This window comes from Lysinibacillus sp. EB271-A1-10B (genome assembly GCF_058791335.1).
Genome location: NZ_JBYTDL010000008.1, coordinates 129,389 through 147,847, shown reverse-complemented (window position 1 = coordinate 147,847; position 18,459 = coordinate 129,389). Strand labels below are relative to the sequence as shown.

Annotated in this window: 14 protein-coding genes and 2 pseudogenes; 13 read left to right on the top strand and 3 right to left on the bottom strand. The window is 36.1% G+C overall.

The features are described 5' to 3' along the window. The first annotated feature begins 301 nt into the window (after positions 1-301). From AC3WSK_RS13090 to AC3WSK_RS13070, 5 genes are all read left to right on the top strand, one after another. On the top strand, positions 302-1,060 hold the full coding sequence (locus tag AC3WSK_RS13090; protein WP_079563505.1) for a formate/nitrite transporter family protein: 759 nt from the start codon (positions 302-304) through the stop codon (positions 1,058-1,060). 306 nt (positions 1,061-1,366) lie between these two features. Continuing rightward, positions 1,367-1,669 (top strand): DUF5320 domain-containing protein, encoded by a 303-nt coding sequence (locus AC3WSK_RS13085; RefSeq protein ID WP_492413474.1) that lies wholly within the window; start codon positions 1,367-1,369, stop codon positions 1,667-1,669. A 104-nt stretch (positions 1,670-1,773) separates the two neighbouring features. Continuing rightward, a complete protein-coding gene (locus tag AC3WSK_RS13080) occupies positions 1,774-2,199 on the top strand; it encodes a GatB/YqeY domain-containing protein (protein WP_079563503.1) in 426 nt (141 codons plus the stop codon). Positions 2,200-2,335: 136 nt separating this feature from the next. Further along, on the top strand, positions 2,336-2,914 hold the full coding sequence (locus tag AC3WSK_RS13075; RefSeq protein ID WP_079563502.1) for a TetR/AcrR family transcriptional regulator: 579 nt from the start codon (positions 2,336-2,338) through the stop codon (positions 2,912-2,914). A gap of 71 nt (positions 2,915-2,985) precedes the next feature. After that, a complete protein-coding gene (locus tag AC3WSK_RS13070) occupies positions 2,986-3,921 on the top strand; it encodes an SDR family NAD(P)-dependent oxidoreductase (protein WP_492413471.1) in 936 nt (311 codons plus the stop codon). A gap of 94 nt (positions 3,922-4,015) precedes the next feature. On the opposite strand, the gene AC3WSK_RS13065 is transcribed toward AC3WSK_RS13070, so the two are convergent. The 3 genes and pseudogenes from AC3WSK_RS13065 to AC3WSK_RS13055 form a co-directional block, all read right to left on the bottom strand. Then, a complete protein-coding gene (locus tag AC3WSK_RS13065; protein ID WP_492413469.1) occupies positions 4,016-5,713 on the bottom strand; it encodes a methyl-accepting chemotaxis protein in 1,698 nt (565 codons plus the stop codon). Continuing rightward, complete coding sequence (locus AC3WSK_RS13060; RefSeq protein ID WP_492413467.1) at positions 5,691-7,340, bottom strand: pyridoxal phosphate-dependent decarboxylase family protein; 1,650 nt, start codon at positions 7,338-7,340, stop codon at positions 5,691-5,693. Before AC3WSK_RS13060 ends, AC3WSK_RS13065 begins: the two co-directional genes overlap by 23 nt. A gap of 424 nt (positions 7,341-7,764) precedes the next feature. Continuing rightward, a pseudogene (locus tag AC3WSK_RS13055) lies at positions 7,765-8,115 on the bottom strand (polysaccharide deacetylase family protein); the annotation flags it as partial. A gap of 63 nt (positions 8,116-8,178) precedes the next feature. Here AC3WSK_RS13055 and AC3WSK_RS13050 point away from each other — a divergent pair. The 8 genes and pseudogenes from AC3WSK_RS13050 (at position 8,179) to dnaJ (ending at position 18,438) form a co-directional block, all read left to right on the top strand. Continuing rightward, positions 8,179-9,368, top strand: a pseudogene (locus tag AC3WSK_RS13050) (DHH family phosphoesterase). A 553-nt stretch (positions 9,369-9,921) separates the two neighbouring features. Further along, positions 9,922-10,767 carry a DUF5643 domain-containing protein gene (locus AC3WSK_RS13045; protein ID WP_492413465.1) on the top strand — a complete coding sequence of 282 codons (846 nt, stop codon included), beginning with the start codon at positions 9,922-9,924 and terminating at the stop codon, positions 10,765-10,767. 96 nt (positions 10,768-10,863) lie between these two features. Further along, on the top strand, positions 10,864-12,033 hold the full coding sequence (chrA, locus tag AC3WSK_RS13040) for a chromate efflux transporter (RefSeq protein ID WP_492413463.1): 1,170 nt from the start codon (positions 10,864-10,866) through the stop codon (positions 12,031-12,033). A gap of 290 nt (positions 12,034-12,323) precedes the next feature. Next, positions 12,324-13,469: a radical SAM family heme chaperone HemW gene (gene hemW / locus AC3WSK_RS13035; protein ID WP_492413461.1), complete on the top strand. Its 1,146-nt coding sequence runs from the start codon at positions 12,324-12,326 to the stop codon at positions 13,467-13,469. Positions 13,470-13,558: 89 nt separating this feature from the next. Next, entirely contained in the window at positions 13,559-14,587 is a 1,029-nt protein-coding gene (hrcA, locus tag AC3WSK_RS13030; RefSeq protein ID WP_427483585.1) for a heat-inducible transcriptional repressor HrcA, read from the top strand. An 18-nt stretch (positions 14,588-14,605) separates the two neighbouring features. Next, the gene (grpE, locus tag AC3WSK_RS13025) at positions 14,606-15,178 is read left to right on the top strand and encodes a nucleotide exchange factor GrpE (protein WP_427483586.1); all 573 of its coding nucleotides are present in this window, start codon (positions 14,606-14,608) and stop codon (positions 15,176-15,178) included. A 78-nt stretch (positions 15,179-15,256) separates the two neighbouring features. After that, the gene (gene dnaK / locus AC3WSK_RS13020) at positions 15,257-17,095 is read left to right on the top strand and encodes a molecular chaperone DnaK (RefSeq protein WP_079563492.1); all 1,839 of its coding nucleotides are present in this window, start codon (positions 15,257-15,259) and stop codon (positions 17,093-17,095) included. 236 nt (positions 17,096-17,331) lie between these two features. Beyond that, entirely contained in the window at positions 17,332-18,438 is a 1,107-nt protein-coding gene (gene dnaJ, locus AC3WSK_RS13015; protein ID WP_079563491.1) for a molecular chaperone DnaJ, read from the top strand. Positions 18,439-18,459 lie beyond the last annotated feature (21 nt).

The following is an 18,459-nucleotide window of genomic DNA, read 5'->3' as shown; positions in this document are numbered from 1 at the left end:
GTCGAGTGTAACACAAATTGACGTCTTATCAGAAAGAAATTCCTTCATTATTTTTGATTAATTAAATTTTTTTAATCCAAATGAACTAATAGTAGGTTTAAAGTAATCTTTAAAGTGCATAAATATATGTTTGTTTGGAGGGATTTACTTTAAATTTGCTAATTAACGATATTTTGGAATAATATTTGTTAAAATGTAGCCTTGTATAAAAGTTGGTTTGAGTGGTAACTAGGTGACTACTTGAGATCAACGGTAAAAAAGAGCTATTAAGTTAGCTTGATGTTATTTGGGAGATGAAAGTATGAAAGAAACAATTTCTTCAGTTTGTATAACTGCTGAAACAAAAATTAACATGATGAAGCATAAGTCTGCTAATTATTTATTATTAGCTATTTTTGGCGGACTTTTTATCGGATTTGGAATTTTGCTCATCACTACTATTGGCGGCTTATTAAGTCCGACTGAGGTACCAAGTATGAAAATCTTACAAGGATTAGCATTTGGTGTGGCGCTTAGTATGGTTATGATGGCTGGGGCAAATTTATTTACTGGTGATAATCTAGTTTTAACGGTTAGTACACTATCAAAAAAATCATCGCCATTAGAGATGTTGGGCATTTGGTCGTTTAGTTACATAGGAAATTTCTTTGGTTCTCTTTTAGCAGCCGCATTATTTTTTTACTCGGGGTTAGCAGTTGGAGACACAGCAGCTTACATTGAAAAGCTTGCTACAGCTAAGATGAATGCTAGTTTCGTTGAGCTTTTATTGCGAGGTATTTTATGTAATTTACTTGTATGCTTGGCCGTATGGTGTACGTATAAATTGAAAACAGAGGCAGGAAAATTAGCGATGATTTTCTGCTGTATTTTCCCTTTTGTCACAATAGGATTTGAGCACTGTATAGCAAATATGACATTGTTTTCTCTTGCTCTTTTCATACCTCATGGTGAACTAGTATCGTTTGGTGGAGCCATTTCAAATTTATTGCCTGTAACACTAGGGAATATTATTGGTGGAGCTGTTATTGGTTTTGTTTATTGGGTAAATGGCAGAGATTAATAAATCACTAAATATTGCTAATGTAGTCAGTTTAAGTAGAGTAAAATACTTCTTGCCATGGCAATTTGAGAAGTGATTGTAAGTACCTGTTGATATATACAGGAATATAAAGCGATGCGATTATATCAAGTGAAATTAACGGATGAATACTTGACAATTTCCATCTCTTAATACTTTGACTTTTAGATAAATCGTAGATAGAATGACAGGTAGAGTTGCTTATGTAACTCTACCTATTTTTATTGTGATTAATACGAGAAATTAATAGATAATGTAATAAATATAAAAGAGCGGAGGAACTCAAAAATGGAACAAGAAGTCAACCAACATACGATTCTTCAAGCAATTTTAGAGCTTTCAAAGCAAATGCAAGACATAAAATCGGACCTTCAACAACAAATCGAAGCAGTTGAGAAGAGATTAGAAGAAAAACTCGATGCAGTTGAGAAGAGATTAGAAGAAAAAAACGAAGTGTTGGAAAAAAGATTAGACAAAGTTGAACAAAATTTAAGTCGAAAAATTGATCTTGTAGATGCAAAATTTGATATTTTATCATCGGATTTAATAACGACAAAAGCTGAAGTATCTATGCTTAAACAAGTAAAATAATATCAGTTATGCCTCGGCATAATTCTGTGACACATGCTACCGTATCCCTTAAGGTTACGGTATTTTTTTATGGTATAATAAATGTCACAAAGGAGTGAAAAAGATTGTTAAAAACAGAGGTATTTGAACAATTAAAAAAGGCAATGAAAGAAAAGGATGTATTAGCAAAAGGCGTATTAACGCTTTTGAAATCTGCTCTAGATTTAGCTGAAAAAGAAAAGGGAGTAGCTTTATCGCCTGAAGAGGAAATGGCTATTATAAATCGTGAAGTAAAGCAAACAAATCAGGCTCTTGAGGGCGCTCAAAATGCAGGTCGAGCTGACTTAATTGAAAAAGAAGAAGCAAAATTAGTTCTGTTAAAATCATTTTTACCAAAGCAATTAACTGAAGAAGAAATTGCAGAAAAGCTTGTGGCAGCTGGCGTTGTAAAAGGAATGAACATGGGTGAAGCGATGAAAATTGCAAAACCTTTATTAACTGGTCAAGCTGAAGGCGCTGTTATTTCAAAAGTTGTGAAGGGCCTTATTTAATATCGTTAGAAACAGCCCCCTACTCTTAAGTAGTACGGGGTTGTTTTTTGAGTTACTATATTTTTGTGTAGCTATTGCCAAAAGATGAAAGTGCTTTTATACTTATTGTTAACCACTGGTCAATAAGGAGGGTACTATGTCGCCACGTAAGCCATCAACAAAAGATTTGACGAAAGAAATGATTGTAAACGAGGCTCATAAGCAATTTATTACGAAGGATTTTCAGCAAATATCAATGCGTAGTATTGCTAAAGAGCTTGGTTGTAGTCATGGGGCTATTTATTATCATTTTAAAAATAAAGCCGAAATATTTTATGCGATATTAAGTGATTATTTTTTTGAACTAAATAATACTTTAGATGAAAATATGAACGGTCCTGAAGATCATGACACTAAACTGCTGAATGTTTTTGTAGGCTTTATGGCGTTTGGTTTAAATAATCAAAGTCAGTATGAATTAATGTTTATCATGAGGGATAGCGAAATTGATGGGCTATCGCAAGAGGCAGCAAACCTTAGCTATGAAAAATTTGCACAATCTGTACGTTTCTTATCAACAACAGAACTGTTGATTTCAGATATTCATTCTACATTCATTGCTCTTCATGGATTTGTTGCACATTATCGTCATTATGTTAAAAATTATGAGGAAGCGAAAGAAGCAGTGGATGTACATGCAAAATTTCTTATGAAGGCTTTAACATTTAGAGAGTAGCTCTAGAAAAAAATCTAGAGCCTTCTTTTAACAGTTATTTGACCAGTGGTTAATTAAAGGGGGAATATAGTTTGCAAAAAGCATTAGTTATTGGGGCATCTGGTGGTATGGGTTATGCGCTAGTAAATGAACTAGTTAGTAGAAATATACAGGTAAAGGCATTTGCTAGAAATGAAAAAAAGTTAGTTGCACTTTTCCGGCAGCACAAAAATGTCGAAATCATTTCAGGCGATGTATTTAATGAACAGGACATGATGAGAGCTTCAAACGGTGTGGATATTATTTTTCATGCTATTAGTTTTCCGTATCAGGATTGGAAAAAACTCCATTTGCGATGCTTAGATATGGTGATCAACATAGCCGAGAGGCGAGGAGCGAAGATTGCATTTGTAGATAATATTTATGCATATGGAAGACAATCGACAAACCCTGTAATAGAGCAAGCTAGAAAGGAACCACAGACGAAAAAGGGGAAAATTCGCTTAACGATGGAAAATAAATTGAAAAACAGTAATGCACCCTCGTTAATTGTACATTTTCCTGATTTATACGGACCAAACGCAGAGAACACAATACTCTATGAAACATTAAAAAGTGTTGCGCAAGATAAAAAAGCTAATTTTGTAGGGAATATGCAAGTGAAGAGGGAATTTCTTTATACAGTTGATGGCGCAAAGGCTATGGTAGAGCTTGCTTTGCGAGACGACACCTATAATCAAAATTGGAATGTGCCAGCTGCTCATCCAATTGCAGGGGAAGAACTAGTGAAAATTTTACGTGACATTACTGGCTACAAAAAGGGTATTCGTACAGTTTCTAAAGGCATGATCCGGCTGATTGGAATATTTGCTCCTTCTATGAAAGAAGTAGTTGAAATCTTGTATTTAACAGAAGAACCAGTCATTTTAAGTGGGGAGAAATTTGAAAAGGAAATAGGCGCTTTACCAAGTACTTCGTATAGAGTAGGGCTAGAAGAAACGCTTGCATGGATGAACAAGAGAGCATAAAAAGACTTTTAAGTGACAATGAAAAAATCCGCATAAACTTCTGTTGGTAGAAACTTACCTACAGAAAGCATAGCGGATTTTTTATTAGTATTTCTTACAGCTGAAATTTTTGTATGATATTACGAAGTTGTTGTGCCATCTCAGCTAAATTATTTGAAGACGCCGTAATCTCCTCAATACTAGCTGATTGTTCCTCAGAAGCAGCAGCCACATTTTGAATGTTTCCAGACGCTTGAACGGCTACTACACCAACTTCCTCTACAGAAAATGCAATGTTGTTAACCCCGTCATTAATGTTAGAAATGATATTATTGACAGAATCCATTTCTTGAGTTAATGAAGTAATATTCGAATATATTTCTTTAAAGGCTACACCTGATTCATTAAAGCTAGTAGAGCTTTCTGCAAGATTATTACTGCTAATCTCCATAGATTTCACAGCTTGAGTAGACTCTTCTTTAATCGTCTCAATTCGTGTTCGAATACTATTCGTCGCTGCTAAAGATTGGTCAGCTAATTTACGCACTTCTTCGGCTACAACTGCAAAGCCTTTACCATGCTCACCAGCACGTGCTGCTTCAATAGAGGCATTTAAAGCGAGTAAATTTGTTTGATCCGTAATCTCGTTAATTAAAGTGACAATATCGCCGATCTCGTTTGAATAAGTGCTTAAACGTTTCACAACATCTGAAGTCTCTTGAATAGCATTAGATGTTAAGGCCATTTTTTCTGTAGCACTTTGAATCGTCGTATTACCTTTTTCAGAAATAGAAGATGCATTAGATGCTTTAGTAGTGACATCATTTACGCTCGCTACAACTTCTGACATCCTTGTGGAGATTGTCGTAATATGAGTTTCTACTTCTTCAATAGAGGAAGTTTGTTTTTCTGATCCTGTAGCTACCTCTTGCATTGAGGATGTAATTTGTTGAATAGATGCACTTGTTTGCTCAGAGCCTGCCGACAACTCTTCTGACATAGCAGCTACTTGCTCAGCATTTTCAGCAATTTGCTGAATTAGTGAGCGTAAGTCTCCTGTCATATTTTCAATGCCATCTGAAAGCTGTGCAATTTCATTAGAACCCTTTATGTTAAGTGATTCAACAGCTAAGTCGCCTTGTGCAACCTTACCAACATAACTAGTCATATTTTTAATTGGTTTAATAATACCTTTGCTAATGACATAAGCCACAATAATACCGAATATCAAAAACATCACGGTCATGATGATACAAATCCAAAGAGTTTCTGTTTGAAGCTTAGAAATAAAGGAAGCGTCCATATCTAAACCAAAAAGAATATCAGTATCTTTAAATGGTAAAAAAATCGATTTATGAATTCCATATTCATCTTCATAAATATCGCTGGATTGAACAGTTCCATTATCTAGTGCATCATTCATTTCCTGGCTAAAAGCATAGCTCTCTTGATAATCATCTTTATCACTTAATGCCACGATATGTTCCTTACCGTTTGCCCGGGAAAGAACGTAGGCATTTTGAATATCATACTCTTTAAGAGCTTCATTTAATTCCTTTAATATGTCTTCATATTTATCCTTATCACCGTCATCTGCAGCTTTGACGTCATTTATGTCAATATCATCAAAAATTACATTTGATATAATTTCTAATTCTGACTCAAATTGTGTAATAACGAAATTATCGATGATCCGATTAGATGTAATAAATAATACGATACTAAATATTACAGAAATAATAGCAATTGGAATAGTGAAACTGGCAATATATTTATAGAGTAAAGAGCTTTTAAATTTTTTGACTATACTCAACTTTAGCAGCCTCCAATACTTTCACCTTTTGTTGTAAGAACTGAACCATATCACTAATATGTTCTGTCTCAGTATAAGGAGAGATTGAAAAGAATTTTGCAGCAGCGACTGGAAGTTGTTGTTTTGTATCGCTAGTGTTGACAGTGCAAACACGTGTTGTATCACCGAAAAATACTTCGTCGCGACCTTCTCCTATAATTTCAAATAAAGAAGCATTTAGGCCATTAATATATTCAATTTGATCTTGTGTATAGCTACCTGACTGTTCAGAATTCCAATTCAAACCTTCTGGATATAAACGGAAGGCTGTGACTGGTCCAATATTAGACTCATTGACTACTTGTAACATTGGCGTTTTCTCAGCTAACTGCACACGGAACGCTAAATTTACACGCACATAATTAGCTAATATTTGTTGGTAGCCTTCTTTACCAAACGCCTGTAATGCAGCATAAATAGCAATTGAACTACCCATACGAGAGCACTCTAATGTATAGCCTGTATGGTAAGAACCATAGCCTCGATTACCTACATAAGGTGTGTCAAAGTCCTCGATATCTAATAGCTGCAAATGTTTTCCTTCTTTTATTAAGAATAAGCTTGTTAAATACGGTGTTTGACCAAGCTTTTGGAAGTCGAAGCAAAGGCTATCTGCAATAGGTAGATATTGCATACGTTCTCTAATTTGTTCAAGTCCTTGTAAAACATCTGTTTCTAGTTGAAGTGGGTTTGCCTTAAAATCATAATCGTTGAAAAATGCGTAAAAACCACCTAACGCTGAATCAGCGTGAATATGTATAGGCTTTAAGGAATGTTTTTGTTCTAGCTCAGTTGTAACATTTTTGATTGCTTGTACATCATCTATAGCAAATTGATCTGTAGCTCCTGTTGTAGCAACTACATAAACTGGAATACCACCTTTTTCGATAACCTCAGTCATACGCAAACGTAAGTCTTCGATATCCATTGAATGATCTTGTCCAGCTTTAACACGAATTAAATGCTTGCTACCGATGCCGACTGCTTCAATTGATTTTAATAAGCTGTAATGAGCATTTTCTGAAGCAAAACAATATAAATTATTAGGTATGCCATCTTCCTTTGCGTTAGGGAATTGTTTAGCGATTGCAAGACGTAGCCCACTGAAAACAGCCCCTTGTCCACCCCAAGTTGTGTAACCAAAGCTTTGTGTATAGTCGTAGCCAACTAACTTCGACATCATTGCTACTACTTTTACCTCACATTCTGCGGCAGCAGGTCCGTATACATCCCATAGATTGTTACCATTAAGTAGAGCATTTGTGAATTGGCCCAATATGCCTGGAATGCTTGCCATTGGCAAAACATTTGTTACAAAGTTGCGTGTATGGTAAGGATGTCCTTGCATCAATTTTGTTAATTCATTTACAACTTGATCAAGCCCGACACCTGAAACTGGTACTTGATTTTCTTGCATTAACTCTTTATAGAAATTGTCAGAGCGTTCTTTCATCGGTCCAAGAGTCGTTGTTTGTGGATCTTTTAATTCATCTAATGATGTAACAATTTTCTCTAATAGGGTTAAAAAGTTCTCTCTTTGTTCGATATTTCCATCTTCACTTTGGAATAATTGCTGGATTTTTTTCATATTCATCATCCTTTATAGTTCGTTTTTCCCCTGTTTTTTTATTTCATAAAAATAGGTCGTTTTACTAAAATAATGATAACATATTATAACAAAAAATGAATTTATATTTTATTGGAAAATTAATTTTAGACATTTCTAAATAGTCTAACTTGTTTTGTGGTGAAATATTTGGGGAATTTATATAATGGATTATTTCTGTTAATGTTGATTTTAAAGGGTTTTCATGACATTTTTTTATGTATTTTTGCAAAGTTAGTGAAGGGGGAATTCTATGAGGAAAAGAAACTTTTTATGGTGAATACTATGCAAATAATAATTTTAATTTAATAAATAAATGCGGATTTTTTAATGCTTTATGACTATGAATGAGAAGCGAGTATAAATGATGTGATATGTTTGTCCTGCATCACAAGCTGTTGTAAACAGCAGGACTTTTAAACACCATTCGCTGATGTGAATACGTATGATTTCCAATTTGGTGACCTGCCTGGACAATTTTTTTAGCTTCCTCTGGATTTTCCTCAATTTCCTTTCCAATTAGAAAAAAGGTTGCTTTAGTGTTGTAGTCGTCTAATAAGGATAAAATGGCGCTAACATTTTTAGTAGGGCCATCATCAAAAGTTAATGCTACGACCTTCTGATGTGTTTCGACATGTGAAGTAATAGTGCCAAATAGTTGGTACGATCTAGCATTCATCAACTTATATGTACCAAATCCTAAAGCAACAATGAATAATAGACCAAGTCCTAAATAAGTAGTCCTCTTTTTCAGCATAAACACTCCTAACAATACCGATAATTTTTTAATGTTAAACCATACTAATTGGGAGGTGAAAAAATGTACAAATTGCTATCACATAATGATTTAGATGGAATAGGTTGCGGAATTTTAGCCAAACTTGCTTTTCAAGATCAAGTGAAGGTAAGGTACAATTCGATTTCAGCGCTTGATCGCGAGATTGAATTTTTTTTAGACACGAACGAACAAGGTACATTTTTATTAATTACAGACTTATCTCCAAATGAGGAAAATGAAAAGAGATTAGATGATTATTATACAGCAACTGGCAATGTTCAGTTGCTTGATCATCATAAAACAGCTTATCATTTGAACGATTATGAATGGGGTAAAGTAATAGTAGAAGATGAAAATGGATATTTAACATCGGCAACGTCCTTATTTTATCAGTACCTTGTTTCACATGGATTTTTAGAACAAACAAATGCCATCACAGAATTTGTAGAGTTAGTGAGACAGTACGATACATGGGAATGGGAAAAGAATGATAATCAACAAGCACGTCGGCTAAACACTCTCTTTTTTTTAGTATCAATCGATGACTTTGAAGAAAAAATGCTTGAACGCTTAAAGACAAGCGAACACTTTGACTTTGATGAATTTGAAAAGAAAATGTTGCGTATGGAAGAAGAGAAAATAGAACGGTACATCCGCCGAAAAAAACGGGAGCTAGTTCAAACATCGATAGGAGAATACTTTACAGGTGTAGTGTATGCAGAATCTTATCATTCAGAGCTTGGGAATGAATTGGGAAAAGAAAATGTACACCTTGATTTTATAGCTATATTAAATATGGGTGGCAAAAGAATTTCCTTTCGCACGATTCATGATCATGTAGATGTTTCAGCTATTGCAGCAGAATTCGGAGGGGGAGGGCATCAAAAAGCAGCTGGTTGCTCTTTAACAGATGAAGCTTATGAGAAGTATGTAACACAAACATTTCATATAGCACCAATACCGGAAGATGCCAAACGAAATCGCTATAATTTAAGGTTTTCTTCGTTTGGGACAATGTATAAAAATCTTGAAGAAGAAAATTTCCTTCTATATTCAATAAGTGATTTTGATTGGATAATTGAAAAAATAAACTGCCATTAGATCAAATCTTTACAAGTTTTTATGAAGCGGAATGGTTTTTAAAAAGAAATTATCAAGCATGGTTAGTGAAAGATGAGTTATTTGTAGAGTATTTAATGGAAGAGGCCAAAAAGGTTCGTCATCAAGAGTAAGGGATATGGACTATTCCTAAAGTAGTGTTGAAAAAATGGTCAAGGGAATCTTTTAGATTGTGCAACGATTTAAATGAGAGGATTTCCTCTTATTATCAGTGACGATACTATGTTGTGTGGTTGATTGAAGTGGAGACGGGGTGACTCCTTGGGGATCAGCAATAGGGGAACGAAGGCTAAAAAAATCATACCCTGTGATAATGCCTTCGTGATCAACATCGTGCTGTTGCTGTCGCTGCGCTTTCGCACAATCAAAACCCTCTGCTGCCGCTACGTTAGCACTACGCTTTTGCGCAAAAAACATCTGTTGGCCCGAGACCCTGCAGCGAAGCGGCAGCAACAAAGCGCCCAGTCGGAACGGAAATCAACCCCTCGTTTTGCCAAATAGCAATACTTTATGTTCATTCAGAATAAAGGAATATACATTATTCCTTTAGATACATAGCGAAATCAGCCAAATCAAGACAACGTTAGAGGTTATATAATGTTCAACTGAAAACTACAATAAATAAAAAGCTTTTGTGCAGACATACTTTCTTAAAATGAGGTGTACATGATGTCCGATATGCTTCTAGTTGAGAATCAGCCAAAGGGAAACCTAGGACGCAAAATATGGTTTATTGTAGTATTGCTTTTATTGGTAGCTACTTGTGTCATTGTTTATTATTTTTTATTTAAGAAAGATTTGAATTTTGAAGCATACAAAACAGTTGTCGACAAAACTACTGAAAATGCTCTCGGACGTTTAACGTTAAATGAAATAATCATTGATGATAACCAAATATTACTGAACGCTACTTTTAAGCCAGTCAAGGACTTAAATTTCGACAATCAAATCTTTTTCTTTCCACAAGTTTTTGTGAATGGAAAAGAGCTCACGGTTAGAAATGGAGGACAGACAATCCAACAATCCGATAAAAATTATACAATTTATAGTAGTGTGAAATTAAGAGAACTACCAGCAGATAAAATATTAAGCTTAGATATTCGTTATAACAACTGGAACGGGGAAAAAAAGATTGACGAGCCATGGGAATTTCAAGTGAAAGCTTCGCAAGAGCAATTACAAGAAGATAGAAATACCTTCTCTGTTGAGAAAAAAGTAAAGCTGTTAGATGGTCAAGAAATAACGATAGAAAAGGTTGTTTCTACACCAATATCTACAACGATTTACTTTCATTCCGAGAAAAGCTTACTAAATGAAGCGATACATTTTAAAATTCAATCAGCGTCAGGGGAAACTTGGCACATTAACTCTGCTTATCCTTTAAATGAAGATTATACAAAATGGGGTGTCCGCCTCGACGCATTATATTTGACCGGAAATAGTTATGAGCTAATTCCAGTTGCTAAAAATGGAAGTGAACTGGGCTCTGCTATTAAAATTGAAGATAAATAACGAAACCTACATCCGTAACTTTTTAAATTTTACAATATCTTAAACTAAAAAGATGATTACTCAATGTAATATGAATATATATGACATCGAGAGTAGTTGAAGATATTGCGAAAATTATGGGAGATTTTTTTAGTTTCACTAAAATTAGGTTGTACATCCTTTGGGGGTCCTACTGCTCATTTAGGGTATTTTCAAAATGAATATGTTCAGAAGCGTATATGGCTATCTGATAAAGAATACAGTCAACTAGTTGGACTCAGTCAATTTTTACCTGGGCCAGCATCTAGCCAGGTAGGGATGGGTATCGGCTTATTAAGAGGCGGTTTATTGGGGAGTGTTGTGTCATTTCTTGGTTTTACATTGCCATCGGTTTTGTTGCTTATGGCATTTGCGTATTTTTCTGCATATACAGGGATGGATATGGGCTGGGTTCATGGCTTAAAATTAGTGGCTGTTGCGATTGTTGCACAAGCTATTTTAGAAATGTCCCAAAAATTAATCTCTAGTATTCGCCATTTTATAATCGCTTTGTTAGCACTTGTAGTAGTGCTTTTATGGGTTCATCCACTTGCTCAAGTAACTACTATTATTGTTGCTTCTTTTATAGGCTATCTCTTTTTTAAGATGACTAATCAAAAAGAAGACCCAAAAGAAACGCTTGTGCCGATTTCAAAAATGACCGGTGTATGTTTTTTAGCGCTGTTTGTTCTATTACTTATTGGTTTACCAATCGCTAGCCCAATTATTCAATATGAATGGTTTATGTTATTTGAAAAGTTTTATTTATCAGGTGCATTAGTATTTGGTGGAGGTCATGTCGTATTGCCTTTACTAGAGGCGCAGTTTGTCCAAAATGGATTAATGGGTTCTTCCGATTTTTTAGCAGGATACGGAATGACGCAGGTAGTCCCTGGTCCATTATTTACGTTTGCTTCTTATATAGGTATGGTCATTGCTGGAGTGCCAGGGGCTATTATTGCAACGATAGCGATTTTTTTACCCGCATTTTTGCTTATAGTAGGGGCAATGCCTTTTTGGCTAACTCTTAATCGTATTGCCGGATTAAGAGGAGCGATGGCTGGTGCAAATGCAGCGGTTGTTGGCATATTAGCTGCAGCTTTTATTCATCCGATTGTTACACAGACAATTCAAAATGGACTAGACATCGTAATCGCAGCCTCTTTTTTATGGTGCTTGCTACGTTGGGGAATTCAACCTTATTTGCTCGTTCTAATTGGCATTTGTGTAGGATTTGTATGTTATTAAGGACACACAAAAATATATTGATTTGCATTGAATCAAACCCACTTGTTGCAGTGGGTTTTATTTTTTTTGTGAAAGTTGGCTATTTAAATAAAGTGTGTACAGCTTCTTAACTATCTTCCCCTTTTAAAACATGTCCAGCGGGATTGCTGTCATGCTTGTTATAGATAAATAATGTCCAAACCATTTAGTTTTGATTTAGTTATTTTAACTGGTTGGATTCATGGCGTTCCCTGTCACGATTGTTTATAATGAGGAAATGGAAAAAGACTAACGAGAAAGAAGGGATAGCTATGGCACGAGGTGTTTACATTCATATTCCTTTTTGTCATCAAATTTGCAACTATTGCGATTTCAATAAATTTTATTTTAAAAATCAACCAGTTGATGAATATATAGAAATGCTTGGCAAGGAGATGGAGCTTGCGACTAAAAAATATCCTGAAAGTTTTAAAAAAATCGAAACGATATTTCTTGGTGGCGGTACACCAACAGCATTAACGCCGCAACAACTAGAGAGACTTCTTGAACTTATCCGTACGTACATTCCAATGGACAGTGTGACGGAGTTTACGTCAGAGGCCAATCCGGACGAGCTATCAGAAGCAAAATTACAAGCATTATTTGCTGGTGGTGTAAATCGCATAAGCATGGGTGTGCAATCCTTTAATCAAGAGTTGTTAAAAAAGATTGGCCGTACACATAGCAACAATCATGTCTATGAAACAATTGACTTAGCGAAAAAGGTAGGCTTTAGAAACATTAGTTTGGATTTAATGTACGGTTTGCCAGGACAAACGATGGCACAATGGAAGGATACTTTAGAAAAAGCGTTCGGGCTTGATATACCACATTATTCCGCTTATTCACTAATCGTTGAACCGAAAACGATTTTTTATAATCAATACACAAAAGGTAAGCTTCATTTACCAACTGAAGATCTTGAAGCAGATATGTACGAGGTGTTAATGAACCAGATGGAGGTACATGGACTTCATCAATATGAAATTAGTAACTTTGCTCAATCTGGTTTCAGTTCTACACATAACAAAATTTACTGGGAAAACGATGAATATGCAGGCTTTGGAGCGGGTGCTCATGGATATCTAGCAGGTGTGCGATATTCAAATCATGGACCATTGAAAAAGTATATGGATACAGTAAATGCAGGAGAACTACCAATTGTATATGAACATGTTGTAACAGAGAAAGAAAAATGTGAAGAGCAAATGTTTTTAGGGCTGCGTAAAACGGAAGGAATTACACACACTATATATGAAGAAAAATTTAATGAATCCATGCATAGGCATTACTCACATATCATAGAAAAATTAGTTTCAGAAGGTCTATTGGAGCATGATACTAAAGGAATTCGCCTTACTCGAAAAGGTCGTTTTGTAGGGAATGAAGTATTTCAACAATTTTTACTAGAAGATTGAGCGATATCGTTGACATAAAATGTAGGATTTGATAACTTAATAATAGTATTAGCACTCCTCTTAGTTGAGTGCTAACAGAGGTGATGATCATGCTAACAAATCGGCAATTACAAATATTGCAAGCTATAGTAGACGACTTTATTATGTTTGCACAGCCGGTAGGTTCTCGCCAAATCTCCAAAAAGCAAGAGATTACATTTAGTCCAGCCACAATTCGAAATGAAATGGCGGATTTAGAGGAATTAGGCTTCTTGGAAAAAACGCACACTTCCTCTGGTCGAGTGCCTTCGGAAAAGGGTTATAGATTTTATGTAGATCATTTGTTGAGCCCTCAAGGCATTAATTCGAGGGACATTCAGCAAATCCAATCAATTTTTAACGATCGCTTAGTAGAAGTAGAGCATATTATCAGAAAGTCGGCCAATATTTTATCGGAGCTGACATCGTATACATCGATTCTTTTAGGACCAGATGTCCAAAGACATCGTGTTAAACGATTTTCAATTGTGCCACTTTCTAGCGATGCAGCAGTAGCGATTATCGTAACGAATAATGGACATGTTGAAAATCGCATGTTTAGTTTACCTCCTAATTTTACCGCTTCTGATTTAGAGAAAATGGTTAATATCTTAAATGAACGTCTAGTTGGTGAGTCATTAGAAGATATTCATAAAAAACTCGAAGCTGAAGTGCTAACAGTATTACAACAGCATGTTCAATCAGCGGATGATTTTATTCGCTCTCTCGTGACAGCGACGATGCATAATTCGGAAAGTAAAGTTTTCTATGGTGGTAAAACAAATATGTTCAACCAACCGGAATTCCACGATTTAAATAAAGTCCGTATGATTTTGGACTTAATGGAAACGACTAGCCAAGTGCAATCGCTCTTCCATCCTAATGAATCGGGCATTCATATTCGTATAGGCTCGGAAAATAAACAACTAGAAATGGAAAACTGTAGTGTCATTACGACCACTTATTCTATTGGTGAAGAACAGCAAGGGGCTATAGCAATTATTGGTCCAACACGAATGGATTATAAACGTGTTGTTGCTTTACTAGATGTAATGCGCATGGATTTAACACAAGCCTTTACGAAGAATCGTAGTGATTGATAATGAGGAGGATTTCAAGTGACGGAAACAACTGAAAACAAAGACCTTGTACAAGAAGACGTACAAGCTGAAAATGAAGTAGAAGAAACAGAAGTTAAAGTAGAAGAACAAGAAGTCGAATTAACAATCGAAGAACAGTACGAAGCAAAGCTAGCTGAGTTACAAGTAAAGCTAGACGATGAGGAAAACCGTCATATACGTTTACGTGCTGACTTCGATAATATTCGTCGTCGCAACCAACTTGATCGTGAGGCTGCTGAAAAGTATCGTGCTCAAACTTTACTGTCAGATTTACTGCCAGTCATTGATAATTTTGAGCGTGCCTTACAAGTTGAAGCGACTTCAGAAGAAACGGCTTCTATCGTAAAAGGTATTGAAATGGTGTACCGTTCTCTGATCGAAGCAACTGAGAAGGAAGGCTTGCAAATTATTAAAGCTGAAGGTGAGCAATTTGATCCAAATGTTCACCAAGCTGTTATGCAGGAGCAAGATAGTGAAAAAGAGACTGGTGTTGTTTTACGCGAGCTTCAAAAAGGTTATATATTAAAGGATCGCGTATTACGCCCAACGATGGTATCTGTGAACGAATAGACTTAGTACTATTTAGTTAATTACAATTATTAGTTAGAAAACGCATCATTTGCGTTTCAATAATAGGAGGAAATTTTAATGAGCAAAATTATCGGTATTGACTTAGGAACAACAAACTCATGTGTCTCTGTACTTGAAGGCGGAGAACCAAAAGTAATTCCAAACCCAGAAGGTAACCGTACAACACCATCTGTTGTTGCATTTAAAGGCGGAGAACGTCAAGTTGGTGAAGTAGCGAAACGTCAATCTGTAACAAACCCTAACACAATTATTTCTATTAAATCTAAAATGGGTACATCTGAAAAAGTTCAAGTGGAAGATAAAGAATATACGCCACAAGAAGTTTCTGCAATGATTCTTCAATACTTAAAAGGTTATGCTGAAGACTACTTAGGTGAAAAAGTAACAAAAGCAGTTATTACTGTACCTGCTTACTTCAACGATGCTCAACGTCAAGCTACAAAAGACGCTGGTAAAATCGCTGGTTTAGAAGTAGAACGTATTATCAACGAACCAACAGCTGCTGCACTTGCTTATGGTTTAGACAAACAAGATACAGATCAAAAAGTATTAGTATTTGACCTTGGTGGCGGTACATTTGACGTATCTATTCTTGAATTAGGTGACGGTGTATTTGAAGTATTAGCAACAGCTGGTGATAACAAACTAGGTGGGGACGATTTCGACGATGCTATCATCGAGTATCTTGTAGCAGAATTCAAAAAAGAAAATGGCATTGACCTTTCAAAAGATAAAATGGCTATGCAACGTCTAAAAGACGCAGCTGAAAAAGCGAAAAAAGACTTATCAGGTGTAACATCTACTCAAATTTCTTTACCATTCATCACTGCTGGTGAAGCGGGTCCATTACACTTAGAAATTTCTTTAACTCGTGCTAAATTTGACGAAATTACATTACCATTAGTAAACCGTACAGTAGGTCCGGTACGTCAAGCATTATCTGATGCAGGTCTTTCAACATCTGAAATTGACCAAGTAATCTTAGTTGGTGGTTCTACTCGTATTCCAGCTGTACAAGAAGCTGTACGTAAAGAAACTAATAAAGAACCACACCGCGGTGTAAACCCTGATGAAGTTGTAGCAATGGGTGCTGCAGTTCAAGGTGGCGTATTAACAGGTGATGTTAAAGACGTAGTTCTACTTGACGTAACACCACTTTCATTAGGTATCGAAACTATGGGTGGCGTATTCACAAAATTAATTGACCGTAATACTACGATCCCAACATCTAAATCACAAGTATTCTCAACTGCAGCTGACAACCAACCAGCAGTAGATATTCACGTACTACAAGGTGAACGCTCAATGGCAGCTGACAACAAAACATTAGGTCGCTTCCAATTATCGGATATTCCGCCAGCACCACGTGGTGTACCACAAATCGAAGTAACATTCGATATTGATAAAAATGGTATCGTATCTGTTAAAGCGAAAGACCTTGGTACAAACAAAGAACAAACAATTGTTATCCAATCTGATTCTGGTTTATCTGAGGAAGAAATCGAACGTATGGTAAAAGATGCAGAGGCAAATGCTGAAGCGGATACTAAACGTAAAGAGGAAGCAGATCTTCGCAACGAAGCTGACCAATTAGTGTTCCAAGTTGACAAAACAATTGCTGATTTAGGCGAACAAATTACAGAAGACGAGAAAAAATCTGTAGAAGATGCTCGTGATGAGCTGAAAAAAGCGCTTGAAGCTGGCGAATTAGAAGGCATTAAATCTGCTAAAGAAAAACTAGAAGGTGTATTACAACCACTAGTAATGAAAGTATATGAACAAGCTGCAGCAGCTGCTCAAGCAGCTCAAGGTGGCGAAGCAGGTGCAGAAGCTGGCGATGGTAAAAAAGACGACATCGTAGACGCTGACTTTGAAGAAGTAAAAGACGATAAATAATAGTAAGTAACACAGTTAAGTGAAGAAGCCAAAGACCGCTTGCGGCTTTGGCTTTTCTCTTTATTTACTGCTATAAGTTATGCCCATTTAATTGTCTAGTGGCGTAGGGTATTTAAGAGAAAAGAGAAAAAACATGTGATGCAACATTTTTAATGAATAATTAGTAATAAAATAGAGGCAGTTTTTTTAACTGCATGATACAATAGATTTTATGCAAAAAGAGCGGAGTGTGAATCATGGAGAAACGCGATTACTACGAGGTGCTTGGTTTAACGAAATCGGCTTCTAAAGATGAAATTAAAAAAGCATACCGTAAATTATCAAAGCAATACCATCCTGACCTTAATAAAGAGCCAGGTGCAGATGAAAAATTCAAAGAAATCGCTGAAGCTTATGAAGTATTAAGTGACGATCAGAAAAAAGCACGCTATGATCAATTTGGCCACGAGGATCCAAATGCAGGCTTCGGAGGCGGCGGCTTTGGCGGCTTCGAGGATATTTTCAGTTCATTCTTTGGTGGTGGCGGTCGCCGTCAGGACCCGAATGCACCACGCAAAGGTGATGACCTTCAATATCGTATGAATATTTCGTTTGAGGAAGCAATTTTCGGAAAAGAAACAGAAATCGAAATTCCAAAAGATGAAGAATGTAATACTTGCCAAGGTTCAGGTGCAAAACCGGGTACTGATCCTGAGACATGTTCAACATGTCAAGGTGCAGGTCAAGTAAATCAGGCAGTAGATACACCATTTGGCCGTATGATGAATCGTCGTACTTGTTCTACATGTCAAGGTGCAGGTAAAATCATTAAAGAAAAATGTTCTACTTGTCGTGGTGAAGGGAAAGTTCAACAACGTAAGAAAATCAAAGTTAACATTCCAGCAGGTGTTGACGATGGTCAGCAAATTCGTGTGTCTGGTCAAGGTGAGCCAGGTATAAACGGAGGACCTGCGGGGGATTTATATATTATGTTCCGCGTTCAAGGACATAAAGAGTTTGAGCGTGATGGCGATGATATTTATTTCGAACTAAAACTGACATTCCCACAAGCAGCTCTTGGTGATGAAATTGAAGTTCCGACTGTTCATGGGAAAGTAAAACTACGCATTCCAGCGGGAACACAGTCAGGTGCACAATTCCGTCTAAAAGACAAAGGTGTCAAAAACGTCCATGGCTATGGCACAGGGAATCAATATGTAACAGTAAAAGTTGTAACGCCAGAAAAATTAACAGAAAAACAAAAGCAATTACTACGTGAATTTGCGGAAATCAGTGGTGATATTCCTGAAGAGCAAGGAAGCACACTATTCGATAAAATTAAGAAAAAATTCCAAGGTGAATAATTAGAGGAGCTGAAGAGCTAC

Coding starts and splice junctions, on each gene's coding strand:
- dnaJ (WP_079563491.1), top strand. CDS start 17,332: ATGGAGAAACGCGATTACTACGAGGTGCTTGGTTTAACGAAATCGGCT.
- AC3WSK_RS13045 (WP_492413465.1), top strand. CDS start 9,922: ATGATGTCCGATATGCTTCTAGTTGAGAATCAGCCAAAGGGAAACCTA.
- AC3WSK_RS13075 (WP_079563502.1), top strand. CDS start 2,336: ATGTCGCCACGTAAGCCATCAACAAAAGATTTGACGAAAGAAATGATT.
- AC3WSK_RS13090 (WP_079563505.1), top strand. CDS start 302: ATGAAAGAAACAATTTCTTCAGTTTGTATAACTGCTGAAACAAAAATT.
- AC3WSK_RS13060 (WP_492413467.1), bottom strand. CDS start 7,340: ATGAAAAAAATCCAGCAATTATTCCAAAGTGAAGATGGAAATATCGAA.
- hemW (WP_492413461.1), top strand. CDS start 12,324: ATGGCACGAGGTGTTTACATTCATATTCCTTTTTGTCATCAAATTTGC.
- dnaK (WP_079563492.1), top strand. CDS start 15,257: ATGAGCAAAATTATCGGTATTGACTTAGGAACAACAAACTCATGTGTC.
- AC3WSK_RS13085 (WP_492413474.1), top strand. CDS start 1,367: ATGGAACAAGAAGTCAACCAACATACGATTCTTCAAGCAATTTTAGAG.
- hrcA (WP_427483585.1), top strand. CDS start 13,559: ATGCTAACAAATCGGCAATTACAAATATTGCAAGCTATAGTAGACGAC.